Annotated in this window: 17 protein-coding genes and 1 riboswitch; of the genes, 14 read left to right on the forward strand and 3 right to left on the reverse strand. The window is 71.9% G+C overall.

Annotation, left to right across the window (positions count from 1 at the left end; translation table 11 throughout):
• Positions 1–55 precede the first annotated feature (55 nt).
• The 3 genes from ACGFZS_RS43220 to ACGFZS_RS43230 all read left to right on the forward strand — a co-directional run bounded on the left by ACGFZS_RS43220 (position 56) and on the right by ACGFZS_RS43230 (position 2,156).
• Positions 56–598, forward strand: coding sequence for a DUF3592 domain-containing protein (locus ACGFZS_RS43220; RefSeq protein WP_393799740.1), 543 nt, complete (start codon positions 56–58; stop codon positions 596–598).
• Positions 599–639: 41 nt separating this feature from the next.
• Complete coding sequence (locus tag ACGFZS_RS43225; protein ID WP_393799741.1) at positions 640–972, forward strand: hypothetical protein; 333 nt, start codon at positions 640–642, stop codon at positions 970–972.
• A 296-nt stretch (positions 973–1,268) separates the two neighbouring features.
• On the forward strand, positions 1,269–2,156 hold the full coding sequence (locus ACGFZS_RS43230) for a cellulose-binding protein (protein WP_393799742.1): 888 nt from the start codon (positions 1,269–1,271) through the stop codon (positions 2,154–2,156).
• Here the strand turns inward: ACGFZS_RS43230 and ACGFZS_RS43235 are convergent.
• The 3 genes from ACGFZS_RS43235 to ACGFZS_RS43245 form a co-directional block, all read right to left on the reverse strand.
• The gene (locus ACGFZS_RS43235) at positions 2,122–3,717 is read right to left on the reverse strand and encodes a cation acetate symporter (RefSeq protein ID WP_393799831.1); all 1,596 of its coding nucleotides are present in this window, start codon (positions 3,715–3,717) and stop codon (positions 2,122–2,124) included. The genes ACGFZS_RS43230 and ACGFZS_RS43235 overlap by 35 nt on opposite strands.
• 26 nt (positions 3,718–3,743) lie before the next feature.
• Entirely contained in the window at positions 3,744–4,172 is a 429-nt protein-coding gene (locus tag ACGFZS_RS43240; protein WP_359212862.1) for a DUF485 domain-containing protein, read from the reverse strand.
• A 190-nt stretch (positions 4,173–4,362) separates the two neighbouring features.
• Positions 4,363–5,856: an MFS transporter gene (locus ACGFZS_RS43245; protein ID WP_393799743.1), complete on the reverse strand. Its 1,494-nt coding sequence runs from the start codon at positions 5,854–5,856 to the stop codon at positions 4,363–4,365.
• Positions 5,857–6,344: 488 nt separating this feature from the next.
• Between ACGFZS_RS43245 and ACGFZS_RS43250 the strand changes: the two genes are divergently transcribed.
• The 11 genes from ACGFZS_RS43250 to ACGFZS_RS43300 all read left to right on the forward strand — a co-directional run bounded on the left by ACGFZS_RS43250 (position 6,345) and on the right by ACGFZS_RS43300 (position 22,424).
• A complete protein-coding gene (locus ACGFZS_RS43250) occupies positions 6,345–7,133 on the forward strand; it encodes an ABC transporter ATP-binding protein (protein WP_365693998.1) in 789 nt (262 codons plus the stop codon).
• Positions 7,130–9,709 carry an ABC transporter permease gene (locus tag ACGFZS_RS43255; protein ID WP_393799744.1) on the forward strand — a complete coding sequence of 860 codons (2,580 nt, stop codon included), beginning with the start codon at positions 7,130–7,132 and terminating at the stop codon, positions 9,707–9,709. Before ACGFZS_RS43250 ends, ACGFZS_RS43255 begins: the two co-directional genes overlap by 4 nt.
• A gap of 278 nt (positions 9,710–9,987) precedes the next feature.
• Complete coding sequence (gene mfd, locus ACGFZS_RS43260) at positions 9,988–13,521, forward strand: transcription-repair coupling factor (RefSeq protein WP_393799745.1); 3,534 nt, start codon at positions 9,988–9,990, stop codon at positions 13,519–13,521.
• Positions 13,522–13,947: 426 nt separating this feature from the next.
• Positions 13,948–14,670 (forward strand): HNH endonuclease family protein, encoded by a 723-nt coding sequence (locus tag ACGFZS_RS43265; protein ID WP_393799746.1) that lies wholly within the window; start codon positions 13,948–13,950, stop codon positions 14,668–14,670.
• Between the two features lie 253 nt (positions 14,671–14,923).
• Complete coding sequence (locus ACGFZS_RS43270; protein WP_393799747.1) at positions 14,924–15,547, forward strand: hypothetical protein; 624 nt, start codon at positions 14,924–14,926, stop codon at positions 15,545–15,547.
• Positions 15,544–17,082 (forward strand): protein kinase, encoded by a 1,539-nt coding sequence (locus ACGFZS_RS43275; RefSeq protein ID WP_393799748.1) that lies wholly within the window; start codon positions 15,544–15,546, stop codon positions 17,080–17,082. The genes ACGFZS_RS43270 and ACGFZS_RS43275 overlap by 4 nt, the downstream gene beginning before the upstream one ends.
• 78 nt (positions 17,083–17,160) lie before the next feature.
• Positions 17,161–17,988, forward strand: a complete 828-nt coding sequence (locus tag ACGFZS_RS43280) for a glycoside hydrolase domain-containing protein (RefSeq protein ID WP_393799749.1) — start codon at positions 17,161–17,163, stop codon at positions 17,986–17,988.
• A gap of 148 nt (positions 17,989–18,136) precedes the next feature.
• Positions 18,137–18,784, forward strand: coding sequence for a SurA N-terminal domain-containing protein (locus ACGFZS_RS43285; protein WP_393799750.1), 648 nt, complete (start codon positions 18,137–18,139; stop codon positions 18,782–18,784).
• A gap of 136 nt (positions 18,785–18,920) precedes the next feature.
• Positions 18,921–19,964 carry a nucleoside triphosphate pyrophosphohydrolase gene (locus tag ACGFZS_RS43290; protein ID WP_393799751.1) on the forward strand — a complete coding sequence of 348 codons (1,044 nt, stop codon included), beginning with the start codon at positions 18,921–18,923 and terminating at the stop codon, positions 19,962–19,964.
• 27 nt (positions 19,965–19,991) lie between these two features.
• On the forward strand, positions 19,992–21,266 hold the full coding sequence (locus tag ACGFZS_RS43295; protein WP_393664587.1) for a cytochrome P450: 1,275 nt from the start codon (positions 19,992–19,994) through the stop codon (positions 21,264–21,266).
• A gap of 177 nt (positions 21,267–21,443) precedes the next feature.
• On the forward strand, positions 21,444–22,424 hold the full coding sequence (locus tag ACGFZS_RS43300; RefSeq protein ID WP_393799752.1) for a transglycosylase family protein: 981 nt from the start codon (positions 21,444–21,446) through the stop codon (positions 22,422–22,424).
• A gap of 197 nt (positions 22,425–22,621) precedes the next feature.
• Positions 22,622–22,822: riboswitch (cyclic di-AMP (ydaO/yuaA leader) on the forward strand.
• Position 22,823: the final 1 nt, after the last annotated feature.

Consider the following 22,823-nt stretch of genomic DNA (forward strand, 5'->3'; position numbering starts at 1 on the left):
CGAGGGGCGCGTGGTCGTCGCGTTCCGGGACCCGTCCAGCGGCGAGGAGGTCGCCGTGACCAACGACACCGGCCACGGCGAGAGGATCCAGGCGGCCTGGGCGGGCCGGGAGATCGGTGTCCGCTACCCACGCGGGAGACCGCATGCCTACCGCTTCGTGCACGATCTCCCGCAGGGCGGACGCGGGCTCGGGTGGCCGAACCTCGCCGTCTTCCTGATCTACGTCGGCCCGGTGGTCTTCGCCGCGATCGACCGGTCCTGGCCGTGGGCCCCGATCGGTGCGGGCGGACCCTGGACGGCCGTCACCGCGCTCTACCTGCCACAGGTCGCACCCGTCGTGAACCGCCGTCTCGACGCGCCGACCTCCCGCCTCCCTGTTCAGGGCCGTGTCATCGCCGTGCTCGCGGACACCGGCACCGACAGCGAGGGCTTCACCTCCAGCAGCCACCCGCCGGTCATCGCCTTCACCACGCACGAGGGCACGGCCGTCACCGCCTACTGCCCGGACGGACTGCCCCACCACGCGAAGTCCTATGGCCGGGGCGTCACGATCCGCTGCACGCCCGACGATCCCGCCGTCCTCACCACGGACCTGTGACGCCCGGGGAGGAGCGGTGTGCGCGGGGGTATCTTTCCGGCATGGATCCGCTCACGTTCGACTACGAGGACCTGCATGTGCGCGTGGACCGAGGGGTGTTCGAACTGTTCCCACTGCGGGGCAGCGGCATGCCGCACACGCTCAGGGTCCCGCTGCACCGGCTCGGGGTGCTGGTGCACTACAAGAGGCCGAACAAGCCGGGCGAGCTGATCTTCGGGGTCGTACGGGACCCGAACGCCGCCCTGTACGGCACCGACTTGGCGGCCTTCGGGTACACGTCCACGGAGGCGCTCCGGGTGCCGCGCGGCGACGAGCCGCTGTTCCGCGCGTACTTCACCGAAGTGGCCGCGCTCGTCGGCCGCCGGGTGGTGTGACGCGGAGCCGGTGGTCTTCGAGCGCGGAGTGGCGCGTCCGCCGGTCGATCACGGGATCTTCGAGGTGTTCCGGCGCGACCGCGCCATCGGCCACACCACGGCCCTTCCTGGCCCGGCCGCAGGGCGCGCGGCTGAGTTTTCGCGCCCCCGGATGCTTCCGCGCTCCGGAAACGACCCGTGCGGTGTTTCGGCCGTGACATCTCTGCGGAGTGTCGCGTTATGAACACTTAAGCCCTATCCATCAAGATGTGCGCGAAATCATCATTTCGTGCGGGTCTGCGGAGAGGGGTTCCAGGGTGAGCAGCGCATCGGTGTCGCCGAACGGCTTCGTGACCGTCCGGGGGCGTGGTTACCGCCCCGAGCAGGTCGACACGTTCATGGCGGCGCTCTCGGAGGACCGGGACGCCGCGTGGGAGCGGGCCGCGCGGCTCACCGTGCTCGCCAAGGAGATGGACGCGGAGGCCGAGCGGTTGCGGGTCGTCGTCGCGGAGCTCCCGCCGCAGACGTACGAGACACTCGGGGACCGCGCGCAGCGGGTGTTCCGGCTGGTGCTCGACGAGGCGGCGGCCGTCCGCAACAGCGCCCGGCGGGAGCTGACGGAAGGGGTCGCGGAGGTCGAGGAGCGCGCCGAGAGCATGTGCCGCGCGGTGCGGGAGCGGGCCGACGCGCTCCGCGCGGACGCCGAGGAACGCTCCCGCCAGCTGCTCCTCGCCGCCCGCGCCGAGGCCGACGACCTGCGCATCGGCGCCCGCCTGGAGGTGAAGGAGCGGCGCGGCGAGGCCCTCGGGGCGCTGCGCGAGGTGCGGCAGGGCACCATCGGGATGCTCGCGGACCAGGCCAAGGAGCACGCCGAACGCTGGGCCGAGGCGGAGCGCGAGGAGGCCGCCAGCGCCGCCGCGGTCGACGCGCACAACGCGGAACGCATCGCCCGCGCGGAGGCGGCGCTGGCCGAGGCGGAGCGGGCCCGGGTGGAGGCGGAGGACTCGGAACGCCGGTACCAGGAGGCGGCCCGGGTGCGGGCCGCCGAGATCCTGGAGGAGGCGCGGGTCCGGGAGGACCGGATCGCGCGGGAGACCGAGCGGGTGCTGCGCGAGCACGGGGAGACCTGGGACGACGTCCAGGCGCACATGGATCACATGCGCGACAGCCTCATGACCCTGACGGGACGCGCGACGGCGGAGTAGCGCCCGCCAGGATGCGGCCCTCCACCGCCTCGTACTGCCGCCGCTGTTCCGCGGCCCGGCGCCGGCCGGAGGTCACCGTCCCCAGCCACCCCAGGAAGAAGCCGGCCGGGATGGAGACGATGCCGGTGGTGGTGAAGGGGAACCAGTTGAGGTCGGCGTGCGGGAAGGCGGCGCCCGGCGAGCCCGAGACCAGGTTGGTGCCCGGCATCAGCAGCAGCACGGTGAGGGTGCCGCCGAGCAGCGTGCACAGCAGGCCGGTGCGGGTGTAGCGGCGCCAGAAGAGGCCGTAGACCAGGGCCGGGGCGAGGGCGGAGGCGCCCACGCAGAAGGAGAGGGTGATCAGGGGCTGCAGGCTGTGGTGCTGCACCAGGGTCGCCAACAGGATCGTGGGCACCCCTATGGCGAGTGCCGAGGCCCGGGCCAGGGTCATCTCGCGGCGGGCCGGCAGCTCCCGGGCGCGGGTCGCGAAGACGTCGTGGGCGAGGGAGTTGGCGCAGGCGAGGATCATGCCGGCGACGGAGGCGAGCAGGGTCAGGAAGATCGCCGTGGTGACGGTGGTGAAGAGCAGGGTCTCCGCCGTCGACACGTCGGTGCCGAACGCCGCGCGGGAGCCCAGCAGGTAGGCGGTGTTGCCCTGCGGGTCGGCCGCGGCGATCGCGCTCCGGCCGACCAGGGCGGTGGCGCCGAACCCGATCACGCTGATGATCAGCACGAACAGGGCCACGCTCGACACCGCCCAGGACATCGAGCGGCGTACCTGGCGGGCGCCGGCGGCGGTGTACATGCGCATCGTGATGTGCGGCAGGCAGGCGCCGCCGAGGACGATGGTCAGCTCCGAGGTGATCATGTCGAGGCGGGGGGCGGGCCCGCCGCTGAACTGGAGCCCCGAGTGCAGGAAGGCGGGACCGGCGCCGCTGCCCCGGGCCGCCGCGGTGAGCAGGGCGCCCGGGTCCCAGTCGAAGCGGTGCAGGACCAGCAGGGCGACGACCGTGCCGGAGCCGAGCAGCATCACGATCTTCAGGATCTGGATGAGGGCGGTGCCCTTCATGCCGCCGATGGCCGCGTAGCTGATCATCAGGGCGCCCAGGCCGACGACACAGCCGGTCTGCACGGCCTCGTTGGAGAAGCCGAGCAGGAAGGCCATCAGCTGCCCGGCGCCGGCGAGCTGGACCAGCATCAGCGGCAGCAGCGCGGCGATGGTCACCGCGCAGGCCGCGATCCGCACGCTCCGGCCGGGCATCCGGCGGGCCAGCGCGTCGCCCATGGTGAACCGGCCCGCGTTGCGCAGCGGTTCGGCCAGCAGGAACATCAGCAGCATCAGCGACAGGGCCGTGCTGAGGGCGAGCACGACACCGTCGTAGCCGCACAGGGCGATCACCCCGCCGGTGCCGAGGACGGTGGCCGCGGAGATGTAGTCGCCGGCGATCGCGAGGCCGTTGCGGAGCGGGGAGAGCGAGCCGTAGCCGGTGTAGAACTCGGCGAGGTCGTCGCGGTCCGGGCCGGTCAGCACGCACAGCAGGAGGGTGAGGGTGGCGACGACGGTGAAGGCGACCAGCGACATGGACTGCGCGGTGCCGCTGAAGCCGCTCACCGTACGGCCCCCCGCCGGGCGTCCAGCTCCGCGGTTCTGCGGATGCGGTCGGCGAGCGGGTCGACATGGCGGCGCGCGGTGTGCTCGTACAGGGCGATCGCCAGCCAGGTGACGGGGAGTTGGAGGAGCGCGAGGAGCAGGCCGGTGGGGACGCCGTCGGCGACCGTGCTGGTCATCACGGACGGGGCGAACGCCGACAGCACCAGGAAGAGGGTGAAGTAGCCGAGCGCGGTGAGGGTCGCGGTGCGCCGCTGCAGCCGGTAGGCGCCGCGCAGCACCCGCAGGTCGCTGTGGTGCCCGACCGGCTCCCGGTGCGGTACATGGCGGGGCCGCGGCGGCTCCGGCGGCAGCGGCTGCCAGGGGTAGGTGTACGACGGCTCGCGCGGGGACGGCGGTGGGGAGGTCGGGGACGGGTCGTAGGACATCCCGGTGCTCCTTGCGTGGCTCGGGTCCGTGGCGGCGGACCGCAGGGAGAGGTGGGGAGCGGGGCACGCACGTTACTCGTAGGTATCCGGGGCGCGCGGCCTTTTCCGGCAACTGGCCGGTCGGTATGCGCTTACTGTGCGGGACCGTTGTTGACCTGGGGTGTTACCCGCGTTAACTACGGGGCGGGAGTCAGTCCTTGAGGACCGGGAAGCGTCGCGGCGCGACGAACAGCAGCACCAGGAACGCCAGTGCGGCCGCGCACGCCGCTCCGAGGTAGACCGCGTGCACCGCGTCCGCGATCGCGTGCCGGGTGGCCTCGGGAGCCGTGCCGTCGTCCAGCGTGCGGGTGACCGAGTCGAGGTCGCCCGCACCGCCCAGCCGGGCCGCCAGCACCCCGTTGGCGACCGCGCCGAACACCGAGGCGCCGACGGTCTGCCCGGTCTGCCGGCAGAACAGCACCGACGCGGTCGTGGTGCCCCGCTCCGCCCAGCCCACCGTCGACTGCACACCCACCAGCAGCGGCAGCTGGAACAGGCCGAGCGCGGCGCCCAGCAGGAGCATCAGCAGCATCGGCTGCCAGGCCGACCCCGGATAGGGCAGGAAGGGGAAGGCGAACAGGATCAGCGCGGCCGCGCCGATGCCGAGCAGCGCGGTGTCACGGAAGCCGATGCGCCGGTAGACGTGCTGGCTGAGGGCGGCCGACACCGGCCAGCTCAGCGTCCACACCGACAGCACGAAGCCGGCGGCCACCGGCGCGAGGCCGAGGACCGACTGCGCGTACGTCGGCAGGAACACCGTCGGCGCCACCATCAGCAGGCCCAGCGCGCCGAGCGCCAGGTTGACGGCCGCGATCGTACGGCGGCGCCACACCCACCCCGGGATGATCGGCTCGGCCGCCCGGCGCTCGATCCACACCACGAGCCCCGCCAGCGCCAGCCCGCCGGCGAACAGCGCGCACGACGGCGCGGACCACCACGCCCACGCCACCCCGCCCTGCACGAGCGCCGTCAGCAGCACGCCCCCGCAGGCGAAGACCGCCAGCGCGCCCGCCCAGTCCACCTTCGGGGGCGTGCGCGGCGCGCGCTCCGGCTCGTGGAGGTGACGCACTATCAGCCAGAGCGCCGCCACGCCGATCGGCAGGTTGATCAGGAAGATCCACCGCCAGTCCGCGTACGCGGCCAGCACCCCGCCGAGCCCCGGCCCGGCCACCGCTGACACCGCCCACACCGTGGAGAGCTTCGACTGGATCTTCGGCCGCTCCTCCAGCGGGTACAGGTCGGCCGCGAGGGTCTGCACGGTGCCCTGCAGCGCCCCGCCGCCGAGGCCCTGCACGATCCGGAACGCGATCAGCGCGGCCATGTTCCAGGCCACCGCGCACAGCAGCGACCCCAGCAGGAACAGCGCGGCGCCCGCGACCAGCACCGGCTTGCGGCCGAAGGTGTCGGAGAGCTTGCCGTACACCGGCAGGGTCACCGTCACGGCCAGCAGATAGCCCGAGAACAGCCAGGAGAAGACGGAGAAGCCGCCGAGGTCGCCGACGATCTGCGGTACGGCGGTGGAGACGACGGTGGAGTCGAGCGCCGCCAGCGCCATCGAGAGCATCAGCGCGGCCACCACGGCCCCGCGCCGGCCCGTTCCCGTCTCCCGGCCCGCCGTGCGTATCGCGGGTGTCGTGCTCCCCACCCCGGATCCCCTCCCCATGTGTCCCTCATGCATCTATGTCGTGTACGACAGCTTCCCATCCGCCGGCACCCGGCGGGAGTGGGCGTCCACCTGGCAAGAACGGGCCGCCACCCGGCGGCAACGGGCGGCGACTTGACCCTCACGCCACGGGAGGGTGGAGGCTGCCCCGGTCCAAGGGTGGAGCCCGACCCCGAGAAGGACTCCACCCGGCGGTGGACGTCCCCTAGGGGGGCCTCCGTACTACGGCTCGGGGAGGGTTCGTTCCGCCGGAGGAGGAGACGGCACCCCGTCCGTCCTTAACCTGGCTTTACGCCGTCGGGGGGCGGTTGACCGAACCGGCGGGGGTGGGGTTTTCCCCCGGGCAAGACGGGGCTTCGCACCAGCGCGGAGCGACCCCGCCGACCGCGAGACTCATCGTCGTACCGAACGCAGCACAGCAGGGCGCAGCACACCGCTGTCCCTTCGCTGACCGACTTAGGAGACATACCGTGACATCGGCTGTGACCATTCCCAGGCACGGGGGTACTGGAGGGCGAACGGCCGTTGCCGCGCGGGCGCGGCAGGTCGTCAAGGCGTACGGGGCCGGAGAGACCCGGGTCGTCGCCCTCGACCACGTCGACGTGGACATCGCGCGGGGCCAGTTCACCGCGATCATGGGCCCCTCGGGGTCCGGAAAGTCCACCCTGATGCACTGCCTCGCCGGGCTCGACACCGTGACCAGCGGTCAGATCTACCTGGACGAGACCGAGATAACCGGACTCAAGGACAAGAAGCTCACGCAGCTGCGCCGGGACCGGATCGGGTTCATCTTCCAGGCCTTCAACCTGCTGCCCACGCTGAACGCGCTGGAGAACATCACGCTGCCCATGGACATCGCCGGGCGAAAGCCCGACAAGGAGTGGCTGGGGCGCGTGGTCGACACCGTGGGGCTCGCGGACCGGCTCAAGCACCGTCCCACGCAGCTCTCGGGCGGCCAGCAGCAGCGCGTGGCCGTGGCGCGCGCCCTCGCCGCGCGCCCCGAGATCATCTTCGGCGACGAGCCCACCGGAAACCTCGACTCCCGGGCCGGCGCGGAGGTGCTGGGCTTCCTGCGGACCTCCGTCGACGAGCTGGGCCAGACCATCGTCATGGTCACCCACGACCCGGTCGCCGCCTCCTACGCGGACCGTGTCCTGTACCTCGCCGACGGCCGGATCGTCGACGAGATGTTCCGGCCGACCGCGGACGCCGTCCTGGACCGCATGAAGGACTTCGACGCGCGGGGGCGTACGTCATGACCGTCATGAAGACCTCGATGCGCAACTTCTTCGCGCACAAGGGGCGCATGGCCCTCTCGGCGACAGCCGTGCTGCTGTCCGTGGCGTTCGTGTGCGGCACTCTCGTGTTCACCGACACCATGAACACGACGTTCGACAAGCTGTTCGCGGCGACCTCGGCCGATGTCACGGTCAGCGCCCGAAGCGCCTCCGACACCGGTGAGACCACCTCCGACAACGGCAGGCCGCCGGTCATGCCGGCCTCGGTCGTGGCCGAGGTCCGCGCGGCGGACGGCGTCAAGTCGGCGCAGGGGACGGTCTTCTCGACGTCCGTCACCGTCGTCGACGCGAAGAAGGACAGCCTGTCGCCGTCCAGCGGCGCGCCGACCATCGTCGGCAGCTGGAACTCCAACGACGCCCGCACCATGAAGATCAGCTCCGGTACGGCGCCCGCCAACTCCGGCCAGATCATGGTCGACGCCGACACCGCCGACAAGCACCACCTGAAGCTCGGCGACGAGATCGGCGTGATCAGCGCGGTCGGCACCCACACCGCGAAGATCTCCGGCATCGCCGACTTCACCGTCACCAACCCCGGTGCCGCGATCTTCTACCTCGACACGAGGACCGCGCAGCGGACGCTCGTCGGGCAGACCGGCGTCTTCACCAACGTCAACGTGACGGCCGCGCCGGGCGTGACCGACCCGCAGCTGAAGAAGAACGTGACCGGCGAACTCGGCGCCCGCTACAAGGTGCAGACGGCCAAGGAGACCGCCGACGCCAACCAGAAGGACGTCGAGAGCTTCATGAACGTCATGAAGTACGCGATGCTCGGCTTCGCCGGGATCGCGTTCCTCGTCGGCATCTTCCTGATCATCAACACCTTCTCGATGCTGGTCGCCCAGCGCACCCGCGAGATCGGTCTGATGCGGGCCATCGGCTCAAGCCGCCGTCAGGTCAACCGGTCCGTGCTCGTGGAGGCCCTGCTGCTCGGCACGGTCGGCTCGGTCCTCGGCGTCGGCGCGGGCGTCGGCATCGCGGTCGGCCTGATGAAGCTCATGGGCTCCATGGGCATGCACCTGTCGACGAGCGATCTGACGGTCGCCTGGACGACCCCGGTGGTCGGCCTCGCCCTCGGTGTCGTCGTCACCGTCCTCGCCGCCTACCTCCCCGCGCGGCGGGCCGGCAAGGTCTCCCCGATGGCCGCGCTGCGCGACGCGGGCGCCCCCGCCGACGCCCGGGCCGGTCTCGTCCGCGCCCTGCTGGGCCTCCTGCTGACGGCCGGCGGCGGCTACGGCCTCTACCTGGCCTCGCAGGCGGACCAGGCCAAGACGGGCGCCGGCTGGCTCGGCCTCGGCATCGTGCTCTCGCTCATCGGGTTCGTCGTCATCGGCCCGCTGCTCGCCGCCGGAGTGGTACGCGTCCTGGGCGCCGTCCTGCTGCGGATGTTCGGCCCCGTCGGACGCATGGCCGAGCGCAACGCGCTGCGCAACCCGCGCCGCACCGGCGCCACGGGCGCCGCCCTGATGATCGGCCTCGCGCTGGTCGCCTGCCTCTCGGTGGTCGGCTCCTCCATGGTCGCCTCCGCCAGCGACCAGCTCGACAAGACCGTCGGCACGGACTTCATCATCCAGTCCGACAGCGGCCAGCGGATCACCCCGCAGGCGGTCAGGGCCGTCAAGGACGTGCCGGGGCTCGCCCGGGTCACCGAGTACCGGGACACCACCGCCGACTACACCACGCCCGACGGCAAGACCCTCAAGGACACCGACATCACGGCGGCCGACCCGACGTACGCCACCGACCTGCGCACCAAGACCGTCGCCGGCGACCTCAAGAACGCCTACCTGCCCGACTCGATGTCCGTCCACGAGAAGTTCGCCGAGGCGCACGGCATCCACCTCGGCTCGAAGATCACCGTCAAGTTCAAGGACGGCGGCACGGCCCGCCTCACCGTCCGCGCGATCACCAGCAGCGACGTCGTCATCGACCAGGGCGCCAAGTACATCTCCATCGCCACCCTCGCCAAGTACGTGCCGGCCGCCAAGATGCCCCTCGACGAGCTGGTCTTCGCCACCGCCAAGGACGGGCAGCAGGACGCCGCGTACACGGCCCTCAAGTCCGCCCTGCACGACTACCCGCAGTACACCGTGCGCGACCAGACCGACTACAAGCAGGCGCTCAAGGACCAGATCGGCCAGCTGCTGAACCTGATCTACGGCCTGCTCGCCCTCGCCATCATCGTCGCGGTCCTGGGCGTGGTGAACACCCTGGCCCTCTCCGTCGTCGAGCGGACCCGCGAGATCGGCCTGATGCGGGCCATCGGCCTCTCCCGCCGCCAGCTGCGCCGCATGATCCGCATGGAGTCCGTGGTCATCGCCCTCTTCGGCGCCCTGCTGGGCCTGGGGCTCGGCATGGGCTGGGGCGCGACCGCCCAGAAGCTGCTCGCCCTGCAGGGCCTCAAGGTCCTGGAGATCCCCTGGCCGACCATCATCGGGGTCTTCGTGGGATCCGCCTTCGTCGGCCTCTTCGCCGCCCTGATCCCGGCGTTCCGCGCGGGCCGCATGAACGTCCTCAACGCCATCGCCACGGACTGAACGGACTGAACGGACTGAGAGGACAGCGAGAGCCACCGCATACGGGGGTTGCGGGGGAAGGCCCGGTGCCGGGGAGTCGTGGGGACTCTCCGGCACCGGGCATAGGCTTCGGGGGGCCAGGAGGCGGAGCCCCCTGGTACGGCAAGGACAGCGGACGTTATCCACAGCCCCGGCGCCCGCGCCCGCGTAGTCGTACGCTGGAGACCCCCCGGTCGCAGCCCGCGCCGGGCACTTCGCGTTGCCCACCCCCGGAAACCCTCGGACGAAAGCCGCCCTGAATGAGCCTGCACGGTCTGCTCGACGCCGTCGTCAAGGACCCCGCCCTCGCGGAAGCGATCAAGGCAGCCGGGGACGGCAACCGCATGCACGTCGACCTGGTCGGCCCCCCGGCGGCCCGCCCCTTCGCGGTCGCCGCCCTGGCCCGCGAGACCGGCCGCCCCGTGCTCGCGGTCACCGCCACCGGCCGCGAGGCCGAGGACCTGGCAGCAGCCCTGCGCACGCTCCTGCCCTCCGAGGGCGTCGCGGAGTACCCCTCCTGGGAGACGCTCCCGCACGAGCGGCTCAGCCCGCGCAGCGACACCGTCGGCCGCCGCCTCGCCGTCCTGCGCCGCCTCGCCCACCCCCGCCCCGACGACCCCGAGACCGGCCCCGTCTCCGTGGTCGTCGCGCCCGTACGATCCGTGCTCCAGCCGCAGGTCAAGGGCCTCGGCGACCTGGAGCCGGTGGCGCTGCGCACCGGGCAGAGCGCCGACCTGAACGAGGTGGTGGAAGCCCTCGCGGCCGCCGCCTACGCGCGCGTGGAGCTCGTCGAGAAGCGCGGCGAGTTCGCCGTCCGCGGCGGCATCCTGGACGTCTTCCCGCCCACCGAGGAACACCCCCTGCGCGTCGAGTTCTGGGGCGACGACGTCGAGGAGATCCGCTACTTCAAGGTCGCCGACCAGCGCTCCCTGGAGGTCGCCGAGCACGGTCTGTGGGCACCGCCCTGCCGTGAGCTGCTGCTGACCGAGGGCGTCCGCGCCCGCGCGCGGGCCCTCGCCGAGGAACACCCCGAGCTGGGCGAACTGCTGAACAAGATCGCCGAGGGGATCGCGGTCGAGGGCATGGAGTCCCTCGCCCCGGTCCTCGTCGACGACATGGAGCTGCTGCTCGACGTGCTGCCCAAGGGCGCGATGGCCGTCGTCTGCGACCCGGAGCGGGTCCGCACGCGCGCCGCCGACCTGGTCGCGACCAGCCAGGAGTTCCTGCAGGCCTCCTGGGCGGCCACGGCCGGTGGCGGCGAGGCGCCCATCGACGTCGGCGCGGCCTCCCTGTGGTCGATCGCGGACGTCCGCGACCGCGCGCGCGAGCTGGACATGATGTGGTGGTCGGTGTCCCCGTTCGCCGCCGACGAGGAGCTGTCCGCCGACACCCTCAAGCTCGGCATGCACGCCCCCGAGACCTACCGCGGCGACACCGCCAAGGCCCTCGCCGACACCAAGGGCTGGCTGGCCGACGGCTGGCGCACGGTGTACGTCACCGAGGGCCACGGCCCCGCCTCCCGCACCGTCGAGGTGCTCGGCGGCGAGGGCATCGCCGCCCGCCTGGACGTCGACCTGGGCGAGGTCAGCCCGTCGGTGGTGCACGTGTCGTGCGGCTCGATCGACTACGGCTTCGTCGATCCGGCGCTCAGACTCGCCGTCCTCACCGAGACCGACCTCTCCGGCCAGAAGGCGGCCGGCAAGGACGGCGCCCGGATGCCGGCCCGCCGCCGCAAGACCATCGACCCGCTCACCCTGGAGCCGGGCGACTACATCGTCCACGAACAGCACGGAGTCGGCCGCTACATCGAGATGGTCCAGCGCACCGTCCAGGGCGCCACCCGCGAGTACCTGGTCGTCGAGTACGCCCCCGCCAAGCGCGGCCAGCCCGGCGACCGGCTGTACATCCCGACCGACCAGCTGGAGCAGATCACCAAGTACGTCGGCGGCGAGGCGCCCACCCTGCACCGCCTGGGCGGCGCGGACTGGACGAAGACCAAGGCGCGCGCCAAGAAGGCCGTCAAGGAGATCGCCGCCGACCTGATCAAGCTCTACAGCGCCCGCATGGCCGCGCCGGGGCATGCCTTCGGCGGGGACACGCCGTGGCAGCGCGAGCTGGAGGACGCGTTCCCGTACGCGGAGACCCCCGACCAGCTGACCACCATCGCCGAGGTCAAGGAGGACATGGAGAAGTCGATCCCCATGGACCGCCTGATCTGCGGCGACGTCGGCTACGGCAAGACGGAGATCGCGGTCCGGGCCGCCTTCAAGGCCGTCCAGGACGGCAAGCAGGTCGCCGTCCTCGTGCCCACCACCCTGCTGGTGCAGCAGCACTTCGGCACCTTCTCCGAGCGGTACTCGCAGTTCCCGGTGAGCGTGAAGGCGCTCTCCCGGTTCCAGACCGACACCGAGGCGAAGGGGACCCTGGAGGGCCTGCGCGAGGGCGCGGTCGACGTCGTCATCGGCACCCACCGGCTGTTCTCCTCCGAGACCAAGTTCAAGGACCTCGGCCTGGTCATCGTCGACGAGGAGCAGCGCTTCGGCGTCGAGCACAAGGAGCAGCTGAAGAAGCTGCGCGCCAACGTCGACGTGCTGACCATGTCGGCCACCCCGATCCCGCGCACCCTGGAGATGGCGGTCACCGGCATCCGCGAGATGTCCACGATCACCACCCCGCCGGAGGAGCGGCACCCGGTGCTCACCTTTGTCGGGCCGTACGAGGAGAAGCAGATCGGCGCCGCCATCCGCCGTGAACTGCTGCGCGAGGGCCAGGTCTTCTACATCCACAACCGGGTCGAGTCCATCGACCGCGCGGCGGCCCGACTCCGCGAGATCGTCCCCGAGGCGCGGATCGCCACCGCCCACGGCCAGATGTCCGAGTCGACCCTCGAACAGGTCGTCGTGGACTTCTGGGAGAAGAAGTTCGACGTCCTCGTCTCGACCACGATCGTCGAGTCCGGCATCGACATCTCCAACGCCAACACGCTCATCGTGGAGCGCGGCGACACCTTCGGCCTCTCCCAGCTGCACCAGCTGCGCGGCCGGGTCGGCCGGGGCCGCGAGCGCGGGTACGCGTACTTCCTGTACCCGCCGGAGAAGCCGCTGACCGAGACCGCGCACGAACGGCTCGCCACCATCGCCCAGCACACCGAGATGGGCGCCGGCATGTACGTGGCGATGAAGGACCTGGAGATCCGCGGCGCCGGAAACCTGCTCGGCGGCGAGCAGTCCGGGCACATCGCGGGCGTCGGCTTCGACCTGTACGTCCGCATGGTCGGCGAGGCGGTCGCCGACTACCGGCGGCAGCTGGAGACCGGCGGGATCGAGGAGGAGGCTCCGCTCGAGGTGAAGATCGAGCTGCCCGTCGACGCGCACGTCCCGCACGACTACGCGCCCGGCGAGCGGCTGCGCCTGCAGGCCTACCGGTCCATCGCCGCCGCCAACTCGGAGGAGGACATCAGGGCGGTCCGCGAGGAACTCACCGACCGCTACGGCAAGTTGCCCGAGCCGGTGGAGAACCTGCTGCTCGTCGCCGGGCTGCGGATGCTCGCCCGCGCGTGCGGGGTCGGCGAGATCGTCCTCCAGGGCACCAACATCCGGTTCGCGCCGGTGGAGTTGCGCGAGTCGCAGGAGCTGCGCCTCAAGCGCCTGTACCCGGGGACCGTCATCAAGCCGGCCGTCCACCAGGTGTTGGTGCCCCGCCCGAAGACCGCGAAGGTCGGCGGAAAGCCGCTGGTCGGACGGGACTTGCTGGGCTGGGTGGGCGAGTTCCTGGCCTCCGTCCTGGGCTCGTAGCCCCCCGGCGCGGGCTCTACCGGGGCGCGGCCTCCGCCGGTTTCCTTGACACCGGCCGCGCCCCTTCCTCGTCGGCCGGCACGGTGATCGGGCGGGCGGCACCGGCAGTGGCACGAGCCCGTGGCGTGGGCAGCGGCGCGGGCATCGGGCATTGAGACCACGGCGGGCCGGACCTCGGCCAGGACGCCACGGTGACCGTTGCCTTCGCCCCGCCCGGGAGCGGCTGAGGTCCCGGCCGGGGGTGAGCCGGAGTGCGGGAGCGCGGCCCGGGCTTCCGCCCGGGGGACAACGGGGTGATGGTCCGGCCGGGTTGGGGGTATCCGTGCTTCTGGGCCCCGGCCGGCCCCGACAACCCGGCCGATAGCGTGGGACCAGCAGAGATCCGCCGGTGCGGAGGCGGACACGGGCAGGAAAGAGGGGGCGCACGTGGCGCGTCTGAAGGGCGGCGCGGTCATCGCCGTCGTCATGGTCTTCGCCGTAGGCGGATGCAAGGACCTTCAGGACAAGGGGAGTTCGGGAGCCCAGGGCAGCGGGGGTGGGGGCGGGGGCGCGGCACTGGCCGCCGCCGACGCGCTCCCGGTCAAGGGGCGGGCGCCGAAGACCGGTTACTCCCGGGAGAAGTTCGGCTCGGCCTGGGCGGACACCGACTCCAACTCCTGCGACACCCGCGACGACATACTGAAGCGGGACCTGAAGGACGTGAAGTTCACCGACGGCGACTGCAAGGTCTCCTCCGGGGTGCTGAGGCCGGACCCCTACTCCGGCAAGGAGATCACCTACACGCGGGGCCGCAGCCTGGTGGACATAGACCACCTCGTCGCCCTGTCGGACGCCTGGCAGAAGGGCGCCAAGTACTGGGACGCCAGCAAGCGCATAGCCCTGGCCAACGACCCGCTCAACCTCCTGGCCGTCGACGCGAGCGCGAACCGCGGCAAGGGCGACGGCGACACGGCCACCTGGCTCCCGCCCGACAAGGCCTACCGCTGCACCTATGTCGCCGCGCAGGTCGCCGTGAAGAAGAAGTACGGCCTGTGGGTCACCGCCGCCGAGAAGGCCGCGATGAAGAAGGTCCTCGCCGACTGCCCCGGCCAGAAGCTCCCCTCGGGCGGCAACCCCACCAAGGCGCCCTCGCGGTTCAAGGCGCGCTGACTCACGGCGCGCTGAGCCGCGCTGTTCGAGGTGCCCGGCGCACTCACTCCGGTGCGCTCTGGCTCCGCGCCGTGGTGTGCGCGGTCGCGTCCGGCGCTCGGCACGACAACGGTTCGATACAACCCGGACCGCACGTCGGTGTCGGGCCATATGCTCGAAGCGACCATCGCGCGTCCGATGTTGTCCGCGAGCGGACCGCATCGGACGGGCACGTACGCCCTTTTCCGGCAAAACAGGCAACACAGGAGCGATCATGCAAGGCCAGGGCCATGCGCAGCCGGTGCAGCGGCCGCCGCACGACGCGGTACTGGTCCTGTTGCGTGTGGTGTTCGTGGCGCTCGGAGTGTTCAGCGCGGGCTTCCTGGCCTGGGTGATGATGCTGCGGCTCGCCGTCGTGACCCGCAGGTCGGTGGATTTCGGCCTGCTGGTGACGGTGATGGCGGCCGACATCCTCAGCGTCGTGCTGCTGGCCAGCGAACCCGGCGAGGAGGTCCACACCCCTGGCGGCTACCTGGGCATCACGCTGCTGTTCGGCGGGCTCCTGGCCACGGTCGTCTACTACCTCGCCGCCGACGTACGCCACTTCCAGCGCCGGCGCGAGGCGTACGCGGCGCAGGCGTACGGCTACCCGCACCCCGTCTCCCCGTACGCCACCACCACGACACCCCTCGGCGCGCAGCCCCCGCACACCCCGCCCCCGCACACCGTGCCGCCGGTCTCCCGGCCACCGCACGCCCAACCGCCGCTCGCCCAGCCCCCGATACCCGCGCCGCCCCAGCGTCCGGCGCCCGCGCGGATCGAGCAGGTGCGCGCCGAGCTCGACGAGCTCAGCGACTACCTGCGCAAGCACGACGGCCGGGACGAGGGCGGTAGATGACCGTGGGCGCGGGACGGGTCGTCGCCGACCGGTACGAGCTGTCCGCGCTCATCGGGCAGGGCGGCATGGGCCAGGTCTGGACGGCGTACGACCAGCGGCTGGACCGGCGGGTGGCGGTGAAGCTGCTGCGCCCCGACAAGGTGGCGGGCGCCGACGCCGACGAACTGCGCCGGCGGTTCCTGCGGGAGTGCCGGGTGACCGCACAGGTCGACCACCCCGGCCTGGTCACGGTGCACGACGCGGGCACCGAGGGCGAGGAGCTGTTCCTCGTCATGCAGTACGTGGACGGCACCGACCTGGCCGGCCACCTCGCCGAGCACGCCCCGTACCCCTGGCCGTGGGCGGTCGCGGTCGCCGCCCAGCTGTGCGCCGTGCTGAGCGCCGTGCACGCGGTGCCGATCGTCCACCGCGACCTCAAGCCGCGCAACCTCATGGTCAAGCAGGACGGCACCATCACCGTCCTGGACCTCGGTGTCGCCTCCGTGATGGACACCGACACCACCCGCCTCACCCACACCGGCACCCCCATCGGCTCGCCCGCCTACATGGCGCCCGAGCAGGCGATGGGCGGCGCGGTCGGCCCGTACACGGACCTCTACGCGCTCGGGGTGCTGCTGCACGAACTGCTCAGCGGGGAGGTGCCGTTCGCCGGTTCCACCTCGCTCGGGGTGCTGCACCGGCACCTGTACGAGCAGCCGGTGCCCGTGCGCCGGCACCGCGCCGAGGTGCCCGAGCAGCTGGAGGCCCTGGTGCTGCGGCTGCTCGCCAAGGACCCCCAGCACCGGCCCGCCTCCGCGCAGGAGGTGTACGAGGACCTCGTCCCGCTGCTGCCCGCGCGCGGCAGCCACACCGGGGCGCCGCTGGATCCCACCCGCCCCTTCCTGCGCCCGCACGCCCCCTGGCCGGACCGTGCGCGGACGCCCGCGCCGCAGCCCGCCGCGCCCGTGGCCGCCGTACCCGCCGGGCCCGCGGCGCCCGATGTCGCCGCCGCGGTCGACGAGGTGAAACGGCTGCTCGGGGAGGGACGCATCACCCAGGCCGTCGACATCCTGGGCGCGATCCTGCCGGTCGCCGCCGACCAGCACGGCGAGCACTCCACGGTCGTACGGACCCTGCGCAAGCAGTACGCGGCCACCCTGATGGACGACGGCCAGTACCGGCGCGCGCTGCCCGAACTGCGCCGGCTCGCCGACGAACGCGCCGCCGAGGCCGGCCAGGCCGACACCCAGTCGCTGCGGTTCCGCTACGAGGCCGCCCAGTGCCTGGAACAGCTCGGCGAACCGGCCGCGGCGCTCGCCGAGTACCGCGCGCTGCTGCCGTACTACGAGAACCAGTACGTGGCAGGCGACCCCCAGCTAGCGCACGAGGTACGGCGCCGGATCGGGCATCTGCTGCTCGCCCTCGGCGACCGGCCGGCCGCCCACGACACGCTCGCGCGGCTGCTGTTCGAAGTGGAGCGGCTGCACGGGCCCGGCCACCCGACGGCGGGCGAGATCCGGCGGACACTGCTGTGGCTGGGGCAGGTGCGCGGCTAGCCGTACGGCCCCTGATAGGTTGCCGTCCGTTTTCCTCGAACTTCCTTGCATACTGAACACACAGGGGTGGGGTCCGGCATGTCCAGCCATCGGCAGTCGAAGAAGCGCAGATACGTCACCTGGGGCGTCGCGGGTGCCGCCGTCCTCGCCGGGGCCGGGATCGCCGCGCAGACCTCCATGGCGGCCACCACCTGGCCCGCCCAGAAGACGTACACCGGCCGTGCCTTCGACACCTGCGCCGCGCCCTCCCTCGCCGCGATGAAGGCCTGGTACGGCGGCCTCTACGGCGCCGCCGCCGTCTACATCGGCGGCAAGAACCGCGGCTGCGCCCAGCCCAACCTCACCGCCTCCTGGGTCAAGTCCGTCACCACCGTCGGCTGGAAGCTCATCCCGCTCTACGTCGGCGCCCAGCCGTCCTGCCAGACCGGCTCCAACCCGGAGAAGATGACGACCGCCAACGCCGCCTCCCTCGGCACCGCGGACGCCACCGACGCGGTCACCAAGGCCGCCGCCCTCGGCATGAAGGCCGGCAGCCCGATCTACCTCGACATGGAGGCGTACGACACGACGAACACGTCGTGCAACAACGCCGTGCTCACCTATGTGCGCGCCTTCGACAAGCAGCTGCGCGCGAAGACGTACCGCGCGGGCTTCTACGGCTTCACCAGCTCCAGCGCCAAGGCGATCGCCAACGCCACCGACAAGACGGACCTGCCGGGCAACCTCTGGTACGCGCTGTGGGACAAGAAGAACACCACCACGACGGACTGGCCGTTCGGCGCGACCCAGTACACCGGGCACAGCCGGGCCCACCAGTACATGGTGAACAGCAAGGAGACCCGCGGCGGTTACACGATCACCGTGGACCGGGACGCCTGGGACGCACCGATCGCGATCACGGGCTGATCCGCAAACCCTTCCGGGGGGTGGCGCGGCGGTGCCGGAAGCGGCTGTGAATCGTTGGTCGAATGGGTTGGCCAGAGCTTGCCCACTGCCTACCATCGATCACCGCAAGACTTTGTGCACCGTCGCACAATCTCCTCGGGAGGCATCCTTGCACCGCCGCCGTCGCACCGCGCTCGTCCTGTCCGCCGCGATCGCCGCCGCGGCCCCCCTTCTCACCGCCTGCGGAAGCGACGCGCACCCGGGCGCGGCGGCCGTCGTCGGCGGTCAGCGGATCACCGTGGCGCAGCTGGAGAACCGCGTGAGCGAGGTGCGCCGGGCACAGCGCGCGGCGGTGCCGGACGAGACGCAGTACCAGCAGGTGCTCGCCGCCACCAGCAGCCTCACCCGGGACACCCTGTACAGCATGGTCCTCGACCAGGTGCTGCACCGGGCCGCCCAGGACGCCGGCATCGGCGTCAGCCGCAAGGAGGTCGAGGAGATGCGCTCCGGCCTCGAACAGCAGGCCGGCGGCGCCGAGGCGCTGCGGACCGCCTGGCTGCAGAAGTACGGCGTCGCGCCCCAGCGCCTGGACGACAACCTGCGCTTCCAGGTGGAGGCCAAGAAGCTCGCCCAGCTGCTCGGCACCGACACCTCGCAGCCCGTCTTCTGGCAGGCCCTCGCCAAGGCCTCCAAGGAACTGCGCGTCGACCTCAACCCGCGCTACGGCGCCTGGGACGTCCAGAAGAGCAGCCGGGTGGACGCCAAGACGCCGTGGGTACGGGAGGTCACGACCGGCGGGACGCAGACGTCGGCGTAGCCCCGGGGGGAGCGGGCCGGTGGCCCGATGGCCTGATGGCCCGATGGCAGGGACGGGCAGTCGTACGATCACTTGATCGTCCCTGCCCTGTGGATGAACCGCGAGGTCGGCGGCGGTCGTGCGTTACGTTCGGAGCGTGAACACCACCAGGCCCGAACCCGCCACCCCGGAACCCTCTCCCGCCCCCGAGGCCGCCGAGACCGGCCGCGTCGTGCTGCTCACCACCAGCCACCGGGTCGCCCCCGGCCTGCTGTCCTGGCCCGCCTGGCAGGCGCTGCGGGCGGCGGACCGGGTGCTGTGCGCGGACGGCGCGCATCCGCAGCTGCCCTATCTGCGGCAGGCCGGCATAGCGGTGCACGAGGCCGCCCCCACCGCCCAGGAGCTGGTCGACGCCTGCGCCGGCGGCCGCACGGTGGTGGTGGTCGCGACCGGTGAGGGCGAGCCCGCGCTCACCGACGGCCTGGCCCGCCTCGCCGGCTCCGGCCGGGTCCACATGCCCGAGCTGGAGCTGCTCCCCGCCTCCTACGACCTGCCCGGCGCCCGCCTCCTCGACCTCGTCCAGGTCATGGACCGCATCCGCGTGGAGTGCCCCTGGTCGTCCCGGAAGACCCACAAGGGGCTGGCGAAGTACGCCATCGAGGAGGCGTACGAACTCGTCGAGGCGATCGAGGACGGCGACCGCGACGAACTCCGGGAGGAACTGGGCGACGTGCTGCTCCAGGTCGTCTTCCACGCGCGCATCGCGGAGGAGGACCCCGACGCCCCCTTCTCCGTCGACGACGTGGCGGGCGGCATCGTCGCCAAGCTCATCCACCGCCACCCGCACGTCTTCGGCGACGAGACCGCCTCCACCCCGGAGGAGGTAAAGGAGCACTGGCTGCGCACCAAGGCCCAGGAGAAGCGCCGCGCCTCGGTCACCGACGGCGTCCCCCTCGGCCAGCCCGGCCTCGCCCTCGCCGCCAAGCTCACCTCCCGCGTCCGCACGGCCGGTCTCGACGTCCCCCTCCCGGCCGGCGAGGGCATCGGCTACGACCTGCTCGCCCTCGCCGCCCGCGCCGAGGCGGACGGCGTGGACCCCGAGGCCGCACTACGCGCGGCGGCCCGGTCCTACCGGGACGCGGTGCGGGCGGCGGAAGGGGTGCTGGAGGGGGCGGAGGGGGCGGAGGGCGTGGAGGGCTGACCGCCGGCCACCCGATACCGTCGACAAGTGACCCACCAGCCCCGCCCCGACGACACCGCCCCCGAGCTCTTCACCTGGGAGTTCGCGAGCGACCCCTACCCGGCGTACGCCTGGCTGCGTGACCACGCGCCCGTTCACCGGGCCACGCTCCCCAGTGGGGTGGAGGCGTGGCTGGTGACGCGTTACGCGGATGCCAAGCAGGCGCTCGCCGACCCCCGGCTCTCCAAGAACCCGGCGCATCACGACGAGCCGGCGCACGCCAAGGGGAAGACCGGGATCCCGGGGGAGCGCAAGGCCGAGCTGATGACGCATCTGCTGAACATCGACCCGCCGGACCACACCCGGCTGCGCCGGCTGGTCAGCAAGGCGTTCACGCCGCGCCGGGTGGCCGAGTTCGCGCCCCGGGTGCAGGAGCTGACCGACCGGCTCATCGACGGGTTCGCGGAGAAGGGGGAGGCGGACCTCATCCACGAGTTCGCCTTTCCGCTCCCCATCTACGCCATCTGCGACCTGCTGGGCGTCCCGCGCGAGGACCAGGACGACTTCCGGGACTGGGCGGGAATGATGATCCGGCACGGCGGCGGGCCGCGGGGCGGGGTCGCGCGGTCGGTGAAGAAGATGCGCGGCTATCTGGCCGAGCTGATCCACCGCAAGCGGGAGGCGCTGCCCGCCGAGGCCGGTCCGGGCGAGGATCTGATCTCCGGGCTCATCCGGGCCTCGGACCACGGCGAGCACCTCACCGAGAACGAGGCCGCCGCGATGGCCTTCATTCTGCTGTTCGCCGGGTTCGAGACGACCGTCAACCTGATCGGGAACGGGACGTACGCCCTGCTCACCCACCCGGAGCAGCGGGTCCGGCTGCAGGACTCCCTGGGCGCCGGCGAGCGCGGTCTGCTGGAGACCGGCGTCGAGGAACTCCTGCGCTACGACGGGCCGGTGGAGCTGGCCACCTGGCGGTTCGCCACCGAGCCGCTCGGCATCGGCGGGCAGCGCATCGCGGCCGGCGACCCGGTGCTGGTCGTACTGGCCGCGGCGGACCGGGACCCGGAGCGGTTCGCCGGGCCGGACACCCTGGACCTCTCGCGGCGGGACAACCAGCACCTCGGATACGGCCACGGCATCCACTACTGCCTGGGCGCCCCGCTCGCCCGGCTGGAGGGCCAGACCGCGCTCGCCACCCTCCTCACCCGGCTGCCCGATCTGCGACTCGCGGCGGATCCGGGCGAGTTGCGCTGGCGCGGCGGGCTCATCATGCGCGGACTGCGCACCCTTCCGGTGGAGTTCACCCCCGTCGCCCGGTAAGTCACCGGTAAGTCCCTTGCCGGCCAAAGGTGACCAGCACTCAAGTCTGTGATCTTCACGTGATCTGCGCGGCATTAACTTGTGACAAGTGATCGTCTGCCTATACGTTCACCCATCAGTGCGGCGCCCTGCGGGACCCGCCGCACCGGTCACCGCTGTCGCTCGAAAGGTTTCCGCATGCTCTCCGGGAACGGTCGTCACCGTCGCCCCCGTCAGGCTCCGGCCCTGCTCGTCGCGGCCGGAGTGACCGGCTCCGCCATCGCCCTCCCGCTGCTCGGCGCGGCGAGCGCCAACGCGGCCGACGGCACCACCTGGGATCAGGTGGCCAACTGCGAGAGCGGCGGCTCCTGGAGCATGGACACCGGCAACGGCTACTACGGCGGCCTGCAGATGTCGCAGGACGACTGGGACACGTACGGCGGCACGCAGTACGCCACCACGCCCGACCTGGCGAGCCGTTCGCAGCAGATCGCGGTCGCCGAGAAGATCCTCGCCGACCAGGGCACCAAGCCCTGGCGGACCTGTGCCCTGCTCGCCGGGCTCTCGTCGGACGACGCCTCGGTGAACGTCGACCCGGGTGGTGACGGATCGGATGATTCGTCCGGTTCCTCCGACTCGTCGGACTCGTCCTCCGGGCTGTCGGACTCCTCCTCCTCGGGCTCCGACTCCTCCTCGGACGGCACTGACTCCGGGGACGCCTCCGCCACTCCTTCCCCGAGCGCGAGCGCGAGCGGCGACTCCAAGACGGACACCCCGAGCAAATCCACCAAGACGGACAAGTCGGAATCCTCCAAGTCCGACACCTCGAAGGCCGACGAGAACCCCGTCGTGCCCCAGAGTGACGACTCGGACAATTCGTGGCAGACCGGCGGCTCTTGGAGCCTGGTCGACACGGGTACCGCGAGCACCGGCGGCAAGCACCGCGGCGGCTCGGCGGACGAAAGCGCGACAAACGGTCAGGAAGCCGCCTCCTCCGGCCGTCACGCCTCCCGCGACAGCGGCACCTACACCGTCCGGGATGGCGACACCCTCGCCTCCATCGCCGACTCCCTTGACCTCGACGGCGGATGGCGCGCGCTCTACGCCGCGAACAAGGCGGACATCGGCGCCGACCCGAACGCCATCGCCCCCGGTCAGACCCTGAAACTCAGCAGCTAATCGGGCGAAAAGCAGCGGGAGTTGACGCCCCGCTTCGAGTTGAATGTCCGGTTTGGTGAAAGTGTGGGATGAGTCTCAGAAGCCCTGATCATCTTTGAAATTCACCTGATGCCCTGTTTACGGTCAAGGCCGCTCGTCACCACGAGCCCCGGCCGTCGCAACGCCGAGTCCTGCCAGCGGCCGTCCGGGAACAGTCGTCGCGTCAAGCGCCGTAGGCAGGAGCGGGGGACCCAAGGTAAGTGCCGGGTCCGGCAGTTGAGCCCTCAGGGGCCTCATGGCCGAAAGGCCGCCGGAACCGGCTCGGGGTGAAGCCGCGCACCGACAGACAGGTGTGCGGCCGGGCAACTCAACCGGCCCGAACCCGACAGCTCACCTCGCAGGCGTCGGTGAGGGGATCGA

Origin of the sequence: Streptomyces sp. NPDC048288 (assembly GCF_043201555.1) — a bacterium.
Taxonomy (GTDB): Bacteria; Actinomycetota; Actinomycetes; order Streptomycetales; family Streptomycetaceae; genus Streptomyces.